This is a genomic window from Phycicoccus ginsengisoli, assembly GCF_054779295.1.
Window position 1 is genome coordinate 202,346 of record NZ_BAAGYN010000007.1, and the last position, 16,149, is coordinate 218,494.

Here is a 16,149-nt window from a genome sequence, read left to right on the forward strand (position 1 = left end):
CACCGCATGACCACCCCGTTCGGCGACGAGGAGCTGGCCCGCATCCGGGCCGGCTTCCCGATCCTGTCGCGCACCGTGCGCGACGGGACGCCGCTGGTGTACCTCGACTCGGGTGCCACCTCGCAGCGGTATGCCGGCGCGCTGGACGCCGAGCGCGCGTTCAACGAGCACGTCAACGCCGCGGTGCACCGCGGGGCGCACCAGCTCAGCGAGGAGGCCACCGACGCCTACGAGGGCGCACGGGCGACCGTGGCGCACTTCGTCGGCGGTGCCGAGGACGAGGTGGTGTTCACCAAGAACGCCACCGAGGCGCTCAACCTCGTCGCCTACGCCTTCTCGGGCACGGTGGCCGGCCAGCCCAAGGACCCGCGCCTCACGCTCGGCGAGGGCGACGAGGTGCTCGTGACCGAGATGGAGCACCACGCCAACCTCGTGCCGTGGCAGGAGCTCTGCCGCCGCACCGGCGCCACGCTGCGCTGGGTCGGCGTCACCGACGAGGGGCGGCTCGACCTCGACGGCCGGCACGGTGCGGCCCTGGGCGACCTGCTCACCGAGCGCACCAAGGTCTTCGCCTTCACCCACGTCAGCAACGTCCTGGGCACGGTCAACCCCGTGCGCCGGCTCGTGGACGCGGCCCGCGGGGTCGGCGCCCTCACCGTGCTCGACGCCTGCCAGTCGGCGCCGCACCTGGCGCTCGACGTCGGGGACCTCGGCGTGGACTACGCGGCGTTCTCGGGCCACAAGATGTTCGGCCCCACCGGCGTCGGCGTCCTCTGGGGCCGCAGCGAGCTGCTGCACGCGATGCCGCCCTTCATCACCGGCGGCTCGATGATCGAGACCGTCCGGATGGAGGGATCCACCTACGCCGCGCCGCCGCAGCGGTTCGAGGCCGGGTCGCCCAACGCCGCGCAGGCCGTGGGCCTCGCCGCGGCCATCGACTACCTCGGCGAGCTCGGCCTGGACCGCATCGCCGCCCACGAGCACGCTCTCACCGAGCGGCTGCTGGCCGGGCTGGCCGAGCGCTCGTGGGTCCGCGTGGTCGGACCGGCCGACGCCGTCGACCGGGTCGGTGCCGTGGCGTTCGACGTCCAGGGCGTCCACGCCCACGACGTCGGCCAGGTGCTCGACGACCAGGGTGTCGCGGTCCGCGTGGGCCACCACTGCGCCTGGCCGCTGCACCGTCGGCTGGGCGTCACCGCCAGCACGCGAGCCTCCGTCGCGGCCTACACGACGCCCGGCGAGGTCGACGCCATGCTTGAGGCCCTCGACCGGGTGCCCGCCGTCTTCGGGGTGGCGGTCTGACGTGGACCTCTACCAGGAGCTCATCCTCGAGCACTCCAAGCGCCCGCACCACGCGGGCCTGCGCGAGCCGTTCGGCGCGCAGGTGCACCACGTCAACCCGACCTGCGGCGACGAGGTGACCCTGCGCGTCCAGGTTGAGGGCGAAGGCCCCGACGCGGTGGTCCGCGACGTGTCGTACGACGCGCTGGGCTGCTCGATCTCCACCGCGTCGACGAGCGTGCTCGCCGACGAGGTCATCGGGCACACCGTCGCCGAGGCGATGACGACGCACGAGGCGATGCGGCGCATGCTCACCTCCAAGGGTCAGGACCCGGGCGACGAGGACGTCATCGGTGACGGCGTCGCGTTCTCGGGGGTCTCGAAGTACCCGGCGCGGGTGAAGTGTGCTCTGCTGGGATGGATGGCCCTCACCGACGCGTTGCACCAGGCAGGAATCGACACCAGCGCGGCCGCGGGCCGCGAGCAGCACACCGAGGACAAGGTAGGACGATGAGCGAGACCACGACCGCCCAGCCGAACGTCGCGGACGTCGAGGAGGCCATGCGCGACGTCGTCGACCCCGAGCTCGGGATCAACGTCGTCGACCTCGGCCTCGTCTACGGCATCACCGTCGACGCGCAGAACCACGCCGTGCTCGACATGACGCTCACGTCGGCGGCCTGCCCGCTGACCGACGTCATCGAGGACCAGACCGCGCAGGCCCTCGAGGGGCTCGTGGCCTCCTACCGGGTCAACTGGGTCTGGATGCCGCCGTGGGGCCCGGACAAGATCACCGACGACGGCCGCGAGCAGCTGCGCGCGCTCGGCTTCAACCTCTGACCCGCTGACTCGCTGACCCCGGCTGCTCGGTGAGCACTCGCGTCGTCGAGGTCGACCCCGAGCGGTTCGAGGGCTGGCGCGAGCGGTTCGCCGCCAACAACCCGGGGCCCGACCCGCGGCAGCGCGTGGTCTCCACCGACCGGTTCGACCACGCGCCGCTCGCGGTGGTCCTGGTGCGCCGCGGTGGGTATGCCGTGGGGCTGGCGGAGGACGCGGCCTACACGGCGTCCAAGGTGGGCACCCGGCACGTCCAGTCGCGCACGGCGGCAGGCGGCTGGTCCCAGCAGCGCTTCGCGCGGCGTCGCGGCAACCAGGCCGACGAGCTCGTCCGTGCCGTGGCCGACCATGCCGCACGTCTCCTGCTCTCACCACCCCCGGCAGGGCTCGTCGTCGGCGGCGACAAGGCCCTTGTGCGTGACGTGCTGGCCGACCCGCGCCTGGCGGTCCTCGCCGCCCTGCCGCGACGTGAGCTCTACGACCTGCCCGACCCGCGCCGGTCGGTGCTCGAGGACGCCCTGCGGCGGGGCCGCGCCGTCCGCGTCACGATCGAGGACCGCTGACGGTCGGGCGGGACGTCACTCGACCTTGTCGACGCTGAAGGTGTCGCACTGGTTGAGGTCGCCGGACCGGTAGCCGGTGGTGAACCACTTCTGCCGGGCCGCAGCCGACCCGTGCGTCCACGTCTCCGGGCTGACCTGCCCCCGGGTCTTCTGCTGGATCCGGTCGTCACCGACCGACGACGCGGCCGAGAGCGCGTCCTCGATGTCCTTGTCGGTGAGCGGCTTGAGGAAGGCCACCTGGCCGCCGCTCGTGCTCTCGCCCTTGGTTTGCGTGGCGTGGTTGGCCCAGACACCACCGAGGCAGTCGGCCATGAGCTCCACGCGCACGCTCCCACTGTTGGGGCCCTGCGGGTCCTGCTGGGCCCGGTCGAGGAGCCCGAGGATGTCCTGCACGTGGTGGCCGTACTCGTGGGCGACGACGTACTCCTGGGCCAGGGGGCCGCTGCTCGACCCGAACTGGTCGGACAGGATCTGGAAGAAGCTGGCGTCGATGTAGACCTGCTTGTCCAGGGGGCAGTAGAACGGCCCGACCTGGTTGGAGGCGGTGCCGCACGCAGACTGGGTCGAGCCGCTGTAGAGGATCGTCCTGGCCGGGGTGTAGTTGCGCCCGTACCGCGGCAGCTCGCTGCCCCAGAACGTGTTGACCGAGTTGACTGTGGCGATGACGCGACAGGTGTCGCTGCGGTTCGCGTCGGCCCCCGTCCTGCACTCGGAGAACTGGGACGCATCCGTCTGGCCCCCGGGCTGGACCGAGCCGGTGCCCGAGTCGCTGCCCGCACCGGGGCTGCTCGGCACCGAGCCGGGGTTGATGCCGAAGATGAGGCCGATGATGAGCAGGATGATGCCGCCGACCCCGCCCCCGACGACGAGGCCCCCGGGGGCGCCGCCGCCTCCGCCGCCCCCGACCTGCGAAGTGTCGAGTTTGACGTCGTCGTTGAAGCTCATCTGACCTCCGCGGCCTGTGGGCGTGTGCTCAGGGGCGGCGCACGCTCGCTAGACTAGTGATCTCAGTCCCCAGTCGGCGCCCCCGCAACTTCGCGGAGGGCGCCCCCTCGTGCCGTGCGAAGTCATGGTGCCGTCCGAGGTCAGGAGCCCCGTCGTGATCGCCGCCAGTGGAGTCGAGCTTCGTGCCGGCTCCCGACTCCTGCTCGACGGAGCCACCTTCCGGATCGCAGCCGGGGACCGCGTCGGCCTGGTCGGCCGCAACGGCGCCGGCAAGACCACCCTCACCAAGGTGCTCGCCGGGCAGGGGCAGCCGGCCGCCGGTTCGGTCACGAGCTCCGGCGAGGTCGGCTACCTCCCACAGGACCCGCGCACCGGGGACCTGCAGGTGCTCGCGCGCGACCGGATCCTGTCCGCGCGCGGTCTGGACCGCATCGTCCGCGAGATGCGCGCCGCCGAGGGCGGCATGGCCAGCGCCGACGACGAGACCCGTGAGAAGGCCATGCGCCGGTACGGCCGGCTCGAGGGCGAGTTCACCACCCGTGGCGGGTATGCAGCGGAGTCCGAGGCCGCGTCCATCGCCAGTGCGCTGGGCCTCGACGAGCGCATCCTCGGCCAGCCCCTCGCCACGCTGTCCGGTGGCCAGCGCCGCCGGGTCGAGCTGTCGCGGATCCTCTTCTCGGGCGCGGAGACGCTGCTGCTCGACGAGCCCACGAACCACCTCGACGCCGACTCGATCGCGTGGCTGCGCGACTACCTCAAGGGCTACTCCGGTGGCCTGGTCGTCATCAGCCACGACGTGGCGCTGCTGGACTCCGTCGTCAACCGGGTCTTCCACCTCGACGCCAACCGCGCCGAGCTCGACCTCTACAACGTGGGCTGGAAGGCCTACCTCCAGGCACGCGAGACCGACGAGCGGCGCCGCAAGCGCGAGTACGCCAACGCGACCAAGAAGGCCGCGGCCCTGATGGAGCAGGCCGAGAAGATGCGCGCCAAGGCGACCAAGGCCGTCGCCGCGCAGAACATGATCAAGCGGGCCGAGCGGATGCTCGCGGGCATCGAGGGGGAGCGGGTCACCGACAAGGTGGCGCGCCTGCGCTTCCCCGACCCGGCACCGTGCGGCCGCACCCCGCTGCGCGCCAGCGGGCTGTCCCGGTCCTACGGCTCGCTGGAGATCTTCACCGACGTCGACCTGGCGATCGACCGGGGGTCCAGGGTCGTCGTGCTCGGCCTCAACGGTGCCGGCAAGACCACGCTGCTGCGCATGCTGGCCGGTGTCGACGAGCCCGACACCGGGCAGGTCGAGCCCGGCCACGGCCTCAAGCTCGGGTACTACGCCCAGGAGCACGAGAACCTCGACGTCACCCGCTCGGTCCTCGAGAACATGAAGTCCGCGGCGCCGGACAGCTTCGGCGAGACCGAGGTCCGCAAGGTGCTCGGGTCGTTCCTGTTCAGCGGTGACGACGTCGACAAGCCGGCCGGCGTGCTGTCCGGTGGCGAGAAGACCCGGCTGTCGCTGGCCATGCTCGTGGTGTCCAGCGCCAACGTGCTGCTGCTCGACGAGCCGACCAACAACCTCGACCCCGCGTCGCGCGAGGAGATCCTCGGCGCGCTGCGGACGTACAAGGGAGCGGTGGTGCTCGTCACGCACGACGAGGGCGCCGTCGACGCGCTCGAGCCCGAGCGGATCCTGCTGCTGCCCGACGGGGTCGAGGACCTCTGGGGTCAGGACTACCGGGACCTCATCGCCCTGGCCTGACCCGTCGGTCCCGACTCCCACTGGATCGGTGGGAATTGCGGTCGGATAATGGACCGTTATGCGATCCATAACGAGCCGTGCAGAATAGGGCGGGTGACGCAGACCCCGACCCGACCCCGCCGGCAGGCCGACAAGGCCACCGGTGCGTGGGCAGACGGCGACCGGACGCCGCTCAACGCCAACGAGGAGCTCAAGCAGGCGGACGACGGCCTCAACGTCCGCGCGCGGATCGAGCAGGTCTACGCCAAGGAGGGGTTCGCGAGCATCCCGGGGGAGGACCTGCGCGGGCGGATGCGCTGGTGGGGCCTGTACACCCAGCGCAAGCCCGGGATCGACGGCGGCCGGACCGCCACGCTCGACCCGGCCGAGCTCGACGACGAGTACTTCATGCTGCGGGTCCGCAGCGACGGCGGCGCCCTGTCGGGCGAGCAGCTGCGCGCCGTCGCCGGGGTGAGCCGCGACTTCGCCCGCGACACCGCCGACATCACCGACCGGCAGAACGTCCAGCTGCACTGGATCCGCGTGGAGGACGTCCCCGAGATCTGGCGCCGGCTGGAGTCCGTGGGGCTGACGACGGCCGAGGCGTGCGGTGACACCCCGCGCGTCATCCTCGGCTCCCCGGTGGCGGGCATCGCCGCGGACGAGGTGCTCGACGGGAGCCCCGCGGTCGCGGAGATCCGCCGCCGGTACATCGGCAGCCCGGAGTTCTCCAACCTGCCCCGCAAGTTCAAGACGGCGATCTCGGGCAGCCCCAGCCTGGACGTGGCGCACGAGGCGAACGACGTCTCCTTCGTCGGGGTGGTCCACCCCCAGCACGGCCCCGGCTTCGACCTGTGGGTCGGGGGCGGCCTGTCCACCAACCCGATGTTCGCCCAGCGGCTCGGCGCCTGGGTCCCGCTGGCCGACGTGCCGGAGGTGTGGAAGGGCGTCGTCTCCATCTTCCGCGACCACGGCTACCGCCGGCTGCGCAACCGCGCCCGGCTCAAGTTCCTCGTGGCCGACTGGGGCGTCGAGCGCTTCCGTGAGGTGCTCGAGCAGGACTACCTGGGCCGCCGCCTCGCCGACGGACCGGAACCGCAGGCCCCGAGCGCCCACCGGCGTGACCACGTCGGGGTCCACCCGCAGCAGGACGGCCGCTTCTGGGTCGGGGTGGCCCCCCTCGCCGGGCGGGTCAGCGGCACGACCCTGTCGGCGGTCGCCGACCTCGCCGAGCGGCACGGCTCCGGCCGGGTGCGGCTCACCGCCCACCAGAAGCTCCTGGTGCTCGACGTGCCGCAGCGTGAGTTGGCCGCCCTCACCGCGGGTCTGGCCGACCTCGGCCTGCCCGCCGACCCGTCGGAGTGGCGTCGCGGGGTGATGGCCTGCACGGGCATCGAGTTCTGCAAGCTGGCCCTCGTCGAGACCAAGGGCCGCGCGAACACCGTCATCGCCGAGATGGAGCGCCGCCTCCCCGACTTCGACGTGCCCTTCACCATCCACGTGAACGGCTGCCCCAACTCCTGCGCCCGCTTCCAGGTCGCCGACGTGGGCCTCAAGGGGATGGTGCAGACCGACGAGGACGGCACCCTGGTCGAGGTCTTCCAGGTCCACCTCGGCGGCGGCCTCGGCACCGAACCACAGCTCGCGCGCAAGACCCGCGCGCTCAAGATCCGGGCGGTGGACCTGCCCGACTACCTCGAGCGGCTGGCCCGCACCTTCCTCGCCCAGCGCGAGGGCGAGGAGTCCTTCGCCCACTGGGCCCACCGGGCCGAGGAGGACGACCTGCGATGAGCGACAGCCCGCGCGGGGTCGTCCGGCACTGCCCGTTCTGCGCCGAGGAGGACCTCTGGCCGGTCGAGGACCCGTCCGGCGGCTGGGAGTGCCGGGCCTGCGCCCGCGTCTTCACCGTGCGGCTCGACCGGGTCGAGGCGCAGCACATCCCTGGACGGGTGGCCGAGCAGGCCGCTCTCGGACGAGAGGAGCAGCCGTGACCGCCGTCCTGGAGGCCACCGCACGGTTCGCCGCCCGCGAGGCGCACGCCACGGCACACGCCGACAAGGTCGAGCTGACCCGCGAGGTGCTGCGGTGGGCGTACGACACCTACGGCGACGGGCTGACGGTCGCCTCGTCGATGGGTGACGAGGTGCTCGTCCACCTCGTCGGCACCACGCTGACGGGGGCCGACGTCTTCTTCCTCGACACCGGCTACCACTTCGCCGAGACGCTCGGCACGCGTGACGCCTACCAGGCCATGCTGCCGCTGCGGATCCGCACGATCCTGCCGGTGCTCACGGTCGCCCAGCAGGACGCCGAGCACGGCCCCAGGCTGCACGACCGCGACCCGGACGCCTGCTGCGCGATGCGCAAGGTGGAGCCCCTCGACCGGGCGCTGCAGGGGTATGCCGCGTGGGCCACCGGGATGCGTCGGGCGGACGCCCCGACCCGCACGGACATCGACCTGGTCGGCTGGGACGCCCGCCGTGGCCTGGTCAAGCTCAACCCCCTCGCTGGGTGGACCGACGACGACGTCGACCGCTACGTCGCGGAGAACGGCGTCTTCCTCAACCCGCTCCGCCAGGAGGGCTACGCCTCGATCGGGTGCGCGCCCTGTACGCGCCCGGTGGCCGCGGGCGAGGACGCCCGGGCCGGCCGGTGGGCCGGCAAGGACAAGACCGAGTGCGGGCTGCACACATGACCACGACGACGGAGGCGGGAAACGCTGTGACACGGACACTCACGACAGCCACGCCGCTGGTCCTGGACCACCTCGACCACCTCGAGTCCGAGGCGATCCACATCTTCCGCGAGGTCGCGGGCGAGTTCGAGCGTCCCGTGATCCTGTTCAGCGGCGGCAAGGACTCGGTCGTCATGGTGCACCTGGCCCTCAAGGCGTTCGCGCCGGCGCCCCTACCCTTCGCGCTGCTGCACGTCGACACCGGGCACAACTTCCCCGAGGTGCTCGACTACCGCGACGCCACGGTCGAGCGCCTGGGGGTCCGGCTCGTGGTGGCGAACGTCCAGGACTACCTCGACGACGGCCGGCTGCGCGAGCGTCCCGACGGCACCCGCAACCCCCTCCAGACGGTGCCACTGCTGGACGCCATCGAGGCGGGGAGGTTCGACGCGGTCTTCGGCGGTGGTCGCCGCGACGAGGAGAAGGCCCGCGCCAAGGAGCGCGTGTTCAGCCTGCGCGACGCCTTCGGCGCCTGGGACCCCCGCCGGCAGCGTCCGGAGCTCTGGGACCTCTACAACGGCCGGCACGCACCCGGCGAGCACGTGCGGGTCTTCCCGCTGTCGAACTGGACCGAGCTCGACGTCTGGCGGTACATCGAGCGCGAGCGGATCGCGCTGCCCGAGCTGTACTACGCCCACGACCGCGAGGTCTTCCAGCGCGACGGCATGTGGCTCACTGCAGGGGAGTGGGGCGGCCCCAGGGACACCGAGCCGGTCGAGACCCGCCGGGTCCGCTACCGCACCGTCGGCGACATGAGCTGCACCGGCGCGGTCGAGTCGGAGGCCGTCGACGTGGCGGGGGTCATCCTCGAGCTGGCCGCCTCCCGGCTGACCGAGCGCGGCGCCACCCGCGCCGACGACCGCCTGTCCGAGGCCGCCATGGAGGACCGCAAGAAGCAGGGGTACTTCTGATGACCACCGTCGACACCCGCGAGGAGGCCGCCGTGGCCGCTCCCGTCACCGCCGCCGATACTGGTTCCCCGGTACGCGCCGAGGCGCTCGCCGCACGGCACGACCTGCTCCGGCTGGCGACGGCCGGGTCGGTCGACGACGGCAAGTCGACCCTGGTGGGCCGCCTGCTCTACGACACCAAGTCGGTGCTCGCCGACCAGCTCGACGCGGTCGAGCGCGTGAGCCGGGAGCGCGGGCTCGACGCGGCCGACCTGGCCCTGCTCACCGACGGCCTGCGGGCCGAGCGCGAGCAGGGCATCACGATCGACGTCGCGTACCGGTACTTCTCCACGGCGACCCGCTCCTACGTCCTGGCCGACACCCCCGGCCACGTCCAGTACACGCGCAACATGGTCACGGGCGCCTCCACGGCCGAGCTGGCCCTCATCCTCATCGACGCCCGGCACGGGGTCGTCGAGCAGACCCGGCGGCACCTCGCGGTGACCGGCCTGCTCGGGGTGCGGCACGTCGCGGTCGCCGTCAACAAGATGGACCTCGTCGACTGGTCGCAGGAGCGGTTCGACGCGATCGTGGCCGAGTTCGCCCGGCACGCAACGCGGTTCGGCATCGAGGACGTCGTCGCCGTGCCCGTGTCGGCGCTCTTCGGCGACAACGTCGTCGACCGATCCGAGCGGGCGCCCTGGTACACCGGGCCCACCCTGCTCGAGCACCTCGAGGCGGTGCCCGTGGGCACCGACCCCTCGACCCAGCCGCTGCGCCTGCCGGTGCAGTACGTCATCCGGCCCCGGACCTCCGAGCACCCCGACTACCGCGGGTATGCCGGCCGGCTCGCCTCCGGCGTGGTGCGCCCGGGCGACCGCGTGGTCGTCCTTCCCTCGGGCCGCGCGACCACCGTCGAGGCCATCGACCGCACCCGTGCCGACGGGACGCTCGAGCAGCTCGACGTGGCCTTCGCACCCCAGTCGGTCACCCTGCGGCTGGCCGACGACGTCGACGTCTCGCGCGGTGACCTCATCGCCTCGGCCGAGGAGCCCGGCCTGTTGACCCGGTCAGTCGCGGGCACGGTGGCGGTCCTCTCCGACCGCCCGCTGCGCCGGCGCGACCGGGTGCTGCTCCGGGTCGGCACCCGCACGGCGCGGGCCCTGGTCGAGGACGTCGTCGACCAGCTCGACATCGAGACGATGGAGCACCGCACGGCCCCGGACGGCCTGCCGCTCAACGCGATCGGGCGCGTGCGCATCCGTCTCGCCGAGGACGTCCCCGTCGACGACTACCGGGTCCTGCGGCGCACCGGCGCCTTCCTGCTCATCGACGAGGCCGACGGTGCGACGCTCGCGGCCGGCATGGCCGACGCCCCGGACCGCGCGGCCGGCGAGGGCATCTGATGACCGCGCACGCTGACTACCCCCTCACCCTCGACCTCCACGGCCGCCGCACCGTGGTGGTGGGCGGCGGTCCCGTGGCCGCGCGTCGCGCCCGTGGCCTGGTCGAGGCAGGGGCCCGCGTCGACGTCGTGGCCCCCTGGCTGTGCGAGGACCTGGCGGAGGCTGCCGGGGACGGCGCGGTCCGGTGGCATGACCGGGACTACGTGGCCGGGGACCTGCTGGAGCCCGAGCCCGCGTGGCTCGTGCACACGGCGACCGGCGACCCGGCGACGGACGCCCAGGTCGCCCGCGAGGCCGAGGCCGCCCGGGTCTGGTGCGTCCGCGCCGACGACGCCACCGCCTCCACCGCGTGGACGCCGGCCGTCGCGAGAGGCCGTGCCGGCACCGCGAGCGAGGGCGTCACCGTGGCCGTCAACGCCGGGGGAGACCCCCGCCGGGCCGCCGCGGTCCGGGACGCCGTCCTCGCGGCCCTCGACTCCGGCACCCTGCCGGTGCGCAGGCAGCGGCGGACCGCCCCGGCCCGGGTCCGGGACGAGGCGTCGGCCGGTCCCGGGCGGGTCGCCCTCGTCGGGGGCGGCCCGGGCGCCGACGACCTCATCACCGTGCGCGGCCGCGCGCTGCTCGCGGCGGCCGACGTGGTCGTGACCGACCGGCTCGGCCCCCGGGGGCTGCTGGCCACCCTCGCGGCCGACGTGGAGGTCGTCGACGTGGGCAAGACCGCCGGCAACCACCCCGTCGGCCAGGACCGCATCAACGAGCTGCTCGTGCACCACGCCTCGCTGGGCCGGAACGTCGTCCGCCTCAAGGGTGGTGACCCGTTCGTCCTCGGCCGTGGGGGCGAGGAGGCGCTGCACTGCGCCGCGCACGGCATACCCGTCGAGGTGGTGCCCGGCGTCACGTCCGCCGTCTCGGTCCCGGCTGCCGCCGGAATCCCGGTGACGCACCGCGGGGTCACCGCCTCGTTCGTCGTGGCATCCGCCCACGAGGGGGCTGACCACGTGCTCTCGGCAGCGGCCGACGCGGCCCCGGACGCCACCCTGGTGCTGCTCATGGGGGTGACGCGGCTGGCCGAGACGGCGCAGGCGCTCATCGGCGCGGGCCGCCCGGCGAGCACCCCCGTGGCCCTGGTGGAGCGGGGCTGGACGCCGGAGCAGCGCACCACGGTGAGCACCCTCGAGCACGCTGCCCACGACGCGGCCCGGGCAGGGGTCCGGGCACCGGCCGTCGTGGTCGTCGGCGAGGTCGTGTCGCTGCGCCAGCACCTCGGCGACCTCTCCGGGGAGTAGCGTCCCCCAGGTGAGTGCTCCCGACATCGTGCTGCTGGCCCACGGCTCGCCCGACCCGCGGCACGCCCGCGGGGTCGAGGCGCTGGCCGGCCACGTCCGGGCCCTCGTGCCCGCGCGCCCCGTCCACACGGCCTACCTCGACCACCACGACCCGACCCCGGCGGCGGCTGCCTCCGCGCTCGGCGACCACGCGGTCGTGGTGCCCGTGCTGATCACCCCCGCCTACCACGCGCGGGTGGACGTCCCCGCGGCCGTCGAGCAGATCGCGTCGACGTCGGGCTCGCGGGTCGACCTCGCGGAGCCCCTGGGGCCCCACCCGCTCCTGCTCGACGCGGCCGAGGAGCTCCTGCTCGCGCACGGCGTCGCGCCCGACCCCCGTACCGCCGTGCTGCTGTATGCCGCGGGGTCCAGCGACAGCGACGCGGTGGCCGCCGTGACCCACGTGGTCCAGGAGCACCCGCGCCCGGGGTGGGGTCGCTGGGACGTCGCCGCCCTGGACGGGGGAGCGACCCTCGACCAGGTGCTCCGGCGGCTGCCGGGGGAGACCGAGCGGACCGTCGCGGTGTCGTTCATGGTCGCGGAGGGGATCCTGCGCGACCGCATGGCGCAGGAGTGCGGGCGCCACGGCGTCATGATGGTGCCCGGCGCGCTGGCCCAGACCGAGGCGGTGGCGCAGCTGGTCCTGACCCGCGCCGATAGCCTGCCCGTGTGAGCGCGACGACCGACCGGCCCCACCCGCACCTGCGCGTCGACCGGGAGGGCCCGCTCGTCACCGTCAGCCTCGACCGGCCGGAGCAGCGCAACGCCCAGGCGCCCAGCCTGTGGGCGGCGCTGGCCGCGACGGCCGAGGCCCTGGACGAGTCGGTCCGGGTCGTCGTGCTGCGCGGCGAGGGGCAGTCCTTCTCGGCCGGGCTGGACCGCGGCATGCTGCGCCCCGGTGGGATCGCGGGGGAGCGGGACATCCTCGGGCTCGCCGTCGACGGGGCGCCGGCCGCGGCCGACGCGATCGAGGCGTTCCAGCGCGGCTTCACCACCTGGGCGTCCGTGCCCGCGGTCGTGGTCGCCGCCGTCCAGGGGCACGCGATCGGCGCAGGGATGCAGCTGGCCCTGGCCGCCGACCTGCGGGTCGTCGCCGACGACGTGCAGCTGGCCCTGCGCGAGACCTCGCTCGGGCTCGTCCCCGACCTGGGCGGGACCGGGCCGCTGGTGCGGCTCGTGGGACCGGCCCGGGCCCTGGAGATCTGCGCGACGGGGCGGTTCGTGGGGGCCCAGGAGGCCGTCGCGACGGGTCTGGCCAACGTCGCGGTGCCCCGCGCCGAGCTCGAGGCGACCACCGGCGACCTGGTCTCGGCGCTGCTGTCGGCGCCCGCGGACGCGCTGCGCGAGCTCAAGCCGTTGCTGCGGTCCGCCGCCACCAGCGACCCGGCGACCCAGCTGCGGCTCGAGCGCGAGGCGCAGGGCCGGCTGCTGCACGGGATGCTCCAGCGGGCGAGGACCTGACCCGCCGAGGGCCTGTCGGTGCCGGGCGGCACCATGGGAATGCGACCCGGCGCCCAGGCGTTGTCCCGCCGGAACGACTCGGAGGTGACGCATGAGCATGTCTGGCTGGATGGCCATGCGTTCGCTGACCCGTGACGACTCGGTCAAGGACCGCAAGCTGGCCCCGGGCACGGCGCGGCGGACCCTCTCCTACGCCCGGTCCTTCAAGCGCGAGATCGCCGTCTTCGTGGTCGTCGTCGTGCTCGACTCCGCGCTGGTCGTGGCGACACCGCTGCTGCTCAAGGACATCGTCGACCGCGGCATCATCCCCAAGGACCGTGCGGTCGTCGTCGACCTCGCCCTGCTGGTGGCGGCGATCGCGGTGGCCGACGGCGCCCTCACCCTCGTGCAGCGCTGGTACTCCGCGCGGATCGGCGAGGGGCTGATCTACCACCTGCGCACCGAGGTCTTCGCCCACGTGCTGCGCCAGCCCATCGCGTTCTTCACCCGCGCCCAGACCGGCGCGCTGGTCAGCCGGCTCAACTCCGACGTCCTGGGTGCCCAGCAGGCCTTCACCTCCGTGCTCTCCAGCGTGGTGAGCAACGTCGTGTCGCTCACCCTCATCATCGGCACCATGGCGACTCTGTCCTGGGAGCTCACCCTCGCGTCGCTGGCGCTCGTGCCGTTCTTCATCCTCCCCGCCCGGTGGATGGGCCGCCGGCTCGCCGGCCTCAGCCACGCCCAGATGGGGCTCAACGCCGACATGGGCACCCGCATGACCGAGCGGTTCAACGTCGCCGGCGCCCTGCTCGTCAAGCTCTTCGGCGACGCCCGCCGCGAGGACGCGGAGTATGCCGAGCGCGCCGCCGGGGTGCGCGACATGGGCGTCAAGATCGCGATGAACCGCAGCATCTTCTTCGTTGCCCTGACCCTCGTGGCCTCGCTCGCCACCGCCATGGTCTACGGCTTCGGCGGCCTCATGGCCGTCAGCGGCACCCTGACCGTCGGCACCCTGCTCGCCCTCACCGCGCTGCTCGCCCGGCTCTACGGCCCGCTCACCGCGATCTCGAACGTGCGGGTCGACGTCATGACGGCCCTGGTGTCGTTCGAGCGAGTCTTCGAGGTCCTCGACCTCGAGCCCCTGGTGAAGGAGCGGTCCGACGCGCGCGCCCTGCCCCAGGGACCGGTGACGGTCGAGCTCGACGGCGTGGGCTTCCGGTACCCGTCGGCCGACGACGTGTCGCTCGCCTCGCTCGAGAGCACGGCCATCGGCGACCGCAAGGGCTCCGGGCTGGTCCTGCGCGACGTCACCCTCACCGTGGAGCCGGGTCAGCTCGTCGCCCTCGTGGGCCCGAGCGGCGCCGGCAAGACGACCATCACCAGCCTCGTCGCCCGCCTCTACGACCCCACCACCGGGGCCGTGCGGATCAACGGCGTCGACCTGCGGGACGCGACCCTCGAGTCGGTCCACGCGACCGTCGGCGTCGTCACGCAGGAGGCGCACCTCTTCCACGACACCATCCGGGCCAACCTCGCCTACGCCGCCCCCCGGGCCACCGAGCAGGACATGGTCGAGGCGCTCCGGGCAGCCCACGTCTGGTCCCTCGTCGACGCGCTGCCCGAGGGGCTCGACACGGTCGTCGGCGACCGGGGCCACCGGCTCTCCGGCGGCGAGAAGCAGCGGCTGGCCCTGGCCCGCCTCCTGCTCAAGGGCCCCGGCCTCATCGTGCTCGACGAGGCGACGGCCCACCTCGACAGCGAGTCCGAGGCCGCGGTCCAGCGGGCGCTCGACACCGCGCTCACCGGCCGCACCGCCCTGGTCATCGCCCACCGCCTGTCCACCGTGCGCGGGGCCGACCAGATCCTCGTCGTCGACGGTGGGCGGGTCGTGGAGCGCGGCACCCATGCCGAGCTCATGGCCCGGCGCGGCCTCTACCGCGACCTCTACACCACGCAGTTCGCCGACCAGGAGTCGGACGTCCCGGCGTAGGTCCCGGTTCGCGCAGGTCGCGGTTCAGGAGGCGGACCGCACGGCGTCCTGCTCCGGCTCGCCCTCGGTGACGGGGCGACGCGCCGGCCTCGGGCGGCGACGGGTCAGCACGACCCCCACGACGCAGAGGGCTCCACCGAGGTAGGCGCCCGCAGGCGGCAGCTCGTCCAGGAAGAGCCAGCCGAGCGCGGTCGCGATCACGGGCACGAGGAACGTCGTGAGCGCCAGCGTCCCGGCGTTGGTCCGCGAGAGCGCGAACGCCCAGAGCAGGAACGCGATCGCGGTCGGGAAGACGCCCAGGTACGCCACGAGCAGCAGCGTGGTCGCGCTGCCCTCGTGCACGGTGCCGACGAGGTCGGGGGCGAAGGGCAGGCAGACGACGGCGCCGATCACGCAGGCGAGGAAGGTCACCTCGAGGCCGGGGAGCCGGGAGAGCAGCGGCTTCTGGGTGACCACGCCCGCGCCGTAGGTCAGGGCGGCCACGACGGCCAGCACGACCCCCGCCACGTCGCCCCCGGCGTGCCCGGACCCGGCCAGCCCGATCACCACCACCCCGGCGAACCCGACCACCGCGCCCGCGACGAGCCAGCGGGTGAGCGCCTTGCCGAGGAACACCGCGGCCAGCAGGGCCACGACGATCGGGCCGATCTGCACCAGCATGGCCGCGGTGCCGGCGTCGATGCGGCGCTCGGCCGCGTTGAGGGCGACGTTAGACGCCGAACCACAGCACCCCGCAGGCCACGAGCAGCGGTACGTCGCGCCGGCTGGGCCAGGTGCGCGGACGGGTCAGCATCATGGCCCCGAGGACCACCGAGGCGACGAGCAGGCGGCCGAGCGAGAGCGCGCCCGGGGAGACCGACGGACCGAGGTGCCGGATCGCGACGAACGCGGAGGCCCACAGCACGAGGACGACCGGGACGGCCGTGAGGGTGAGCGCGCGGTCGCGGTCGGGAGTCGTCACGAGCACGACGGTAGGCGGTGGCGCGGCCGGCCACGACTGCGC

The 16,149-nt window shown here is 73.6% G+C and carries 17 protein-coding genes; 14 read left to right on the top strand and 3 right to left on the bottom strand.

Annotated elements, in window-relative coordinates; genetic code table 11:
* Positions 1-6 precede the first annotated feature (6 nt).
* The 4 genes from ACYVDO_RS13780 to ACYVDO_RS13795 are packed head-to-tail and all read left to right on the top strand — an operon-like array spanning position 7 to position 2,681.
* Positions 7-1,302 carry an aminotransferase class V-fold PLP-dependent enzyme gene (locus ACYVDO_RS13780; protein ID WP_460936796.1) on the top strand — a complete coding sequence of 432 codons (1,296 nt, stop codon included), beginning with the start codon at positions 7-9 and terminating at the stop codon, positions 1,300-1,302.
* Position 1,303: 1 nt separating this feature from the next.
* A complete protein-coding gene (sufU, locus tag ACYVDO_RS13785; RefSeq protein ID WP_460936798.1) occupies positions 1,304-1,795 on the top strand; it encodes a Fe-S cluster assembly sulfur transfer protein SufU in 492 nt (163 codons plus the stop codon).
* Positions 1,792-2,121 carry a metal-sulfur cluster assembly factor gene (locus ACYVDO_RS13790; protein ID WP_460936800.1) on the top strand — a complete coding sequence of 110 codons (330 nt, stop codon included), beginning with the start codon at positions 1,792-1,794 and terminating at the stop codon, positions 2,119-2,121. The genes sufU and ACYVDO_RS13790 overlap by 4 nt, the downstream gene beginning before the upstream one ends.
* Before the next feature lie 29 nt (positions 2,122-2,150).
* Positions 2,151-2,681 carry an acVLRF1 family peptidyl-tRNA hydrolase gene (locus ACYVDO_RS13795; RefSeq protein WP_460936802.1) on the top strand — a complete coding sequence of 177 codons (531 nt, stop codon included), beginning with the start codon at positions 2,151-2,153 and terminating at the stop codon, positions 2,679-2,681.
* A gap of 15 nt (positions 2,682-2,696) precedes the next feature.
* Here the strand turns inward: ACYVDO_RS13795 and ypfJ are convergent, their stop codons facing one another.
* On the bottom strand, positions 2,697-3,626 hold the full coding sequence (gene ypfJ / locus ACYVDO_RS13800) for a KPN_02809 family neutral zinc metallopeptidase (RefSeq protein ID WP_460936804.1): 930 nt from the start codon (positions 3,624-3,626) through the stop codon (positions 2,697-2,699).
* A 154-nt stretch (positions 3,627-3,780) separates the two neighbouring features.
* Here ypfJ and ACYVDO_RS13805 point away from each other — a divergent pair, with 154 nt between their 5' ends.
* The 10 genes from ACYVDO_RS13805 to ACYVDO_RS13850 all read left to right on the top strand — a co-directional run bounded on the left by ACYVDO_RS13805 (position 3,781) and on the right by ACYVDO_RS13850 (position 15,146).
* The gene (locus ACYVDO_RS13805; RefSeq protein WP_460936806.1) at positions 3,781-5,382 is read left to right on the top strand and encodes an ABC-F family ATP-binding cassette domain-containing protein; all 1,602 of its coding nucleotides are present in this window, start codon (positions 3,781-3,783) and stop codon (positions 5,380-5,382) included.
* A 48-nt stretch (positions 5,383-5,430) separates the two neighbouring features.
* Positions 5,431-7,152 carry a nitrite/sulfite reductase gene (locus ACYVDO_RS13810; RefSeq protein WP_460936808.1) on the top strand — a complete coding sequence of 574 codons (1,722 nt, stop codon included), beginning with the start codon at positions 5,431-5,433 and terminating at the stop codon, positions 7,150-7,152.
* Positions 7,149-7,352: a hypothetical protein gene (locus ACYVDO_RS13815; protein ID WP_460936810.1), complete on the top strand. Its 204-nt coding sequence runs from the start codon at positions 7,149-7,151 to the stop codon at positions 7,350-7,352. Before ACYVDO_RS13810 ends, ACYVDO_RS13815 begins: the two co-directional genes overlap by 4 nt.
* Positions 7,349-8,056: a phosphoadenylyl-sulfate reductase gene (locus tag ACYVDO_RS13820; RefSeq protein WP_460936812.1), complete on the top strand. Its 708-nt coding sequence runs from the start codon at positions 7,349-7,351 to the stop codon at positions 8,054-8,056. Before ACYVDO_RS13815 ends, ACYVDO_RS13820 begins: the two co-directional genes overlap by 4 nt.
* On the top strand, positions 8,053-9,006 hold the full coding sequence (gene cysD / locus ACYVDO_RS13825) for a sulfate adenylyltransferase subunit CysD (protein ID WP_460936814.1): 954 nt from the start codon (positions 8,053-8,055) through the stop codon (positions 9,004-9,006). The genes ACYVDO_RS13820 and cysD overlap by 4 nt, the downstream gene beginning before the upstream one ends.
* Entirely contained in the window at positions 9,006-10,391 is a 1,386-nt protein-coding gene (locus tag ACYVDO_RS13830; RefSeq protein WP_460936816.1) for a sulfate adenylyltransferase subunit 1, read from the top strand. The genes cysD and ACYVDO_RS13830 overlap by 1 nt, the downstream gene beginning before the upstream one ends.
* Positions 10,391-11,677 (top strand): uroporphyrinogen-III C-methyltransferase, encoded by a 1,287-nt coding sequence (gene cobA, locus ACYVDO_RS13835; RefSeq protein WP_460936818.1) that lies wholly within the window; start codon positions 10,391-10,393, stop codon positions 11,675-11,677. Before ACYVDO_RS13830 ends, cobA begins: the two co-directional genes overlap by 1 nt.
* Positions 11,678-11,687: 10 nt before the next feature.
* Positions 11,688-12,389 (top strand): sirohydrochlorin chelatase, encoded by a 702-nt coding sequence (locus ACYVDO_RS13840; RefSeq protein ID WP_460936820.1) that lies wholly within the window; start codon positions 11,688-11,690, stop codon positions 12,387-12,389.
* Positions 12,386-13,177: an enoyl-CoA hydratase/isomerase family protein gene (locus ACYVDO_RS13845; RefSeq protein WP_460936822.1), complete on the top strand. Its 792-nt coding sequence runs from the start codon at positions 12,386-12,388 to the stop codon at positions 13,175-13,177. Before ACYVDO_RS13840 ends, ACYVDO_RS13845 begins: the two co-directional genes overlap by 4 nt.
* 91 nt (positions 13,178-13,268) lie before the next feature.
* On the top strand, positions 13,269-15,146 hold the full coding sequence (locus ACYVDO_RS13850; protein WP_460936824.1) for an ABC transporter ATP-binding protein: 1,878 nt from the start codon (positions 13,269-13,271) through the stop codon (positions 15,144-15,146).
* A 24-nt stretch (positions 15,147-15,170) separates the two neighbouring features.
* Here the strand turns inward: ACYVDO_RS13850 and ACYVDO_RS13855 are convergent, their stop codons facing one another.
* Positions 15,171-15,827 carry a DMT family transporter gene (locus ACYVDO_RS13855; protein WP_460936872.1) on the bottom strand — a complete coding sequence of 219 codons (657 nt, stop codon included), beginning with the start codon at positions 15,825-15,827 and terminating at the stop codon, positions 15,171-15,173.
* 28 nt (positions 15,828-15,855) lie between these two features.
* Positions 15,856-16,107, bottom strand: coding sequence for a hypothetical protein (locus tag ACYVDO_RS13860; protein ID WP_460936826.1), 252 nt, complete (start codon positions 16,105-16,107; stop codon positions 15,856-15,858).
* Positions 16,108-16,149: the final 42 nt, after the last annotated feature.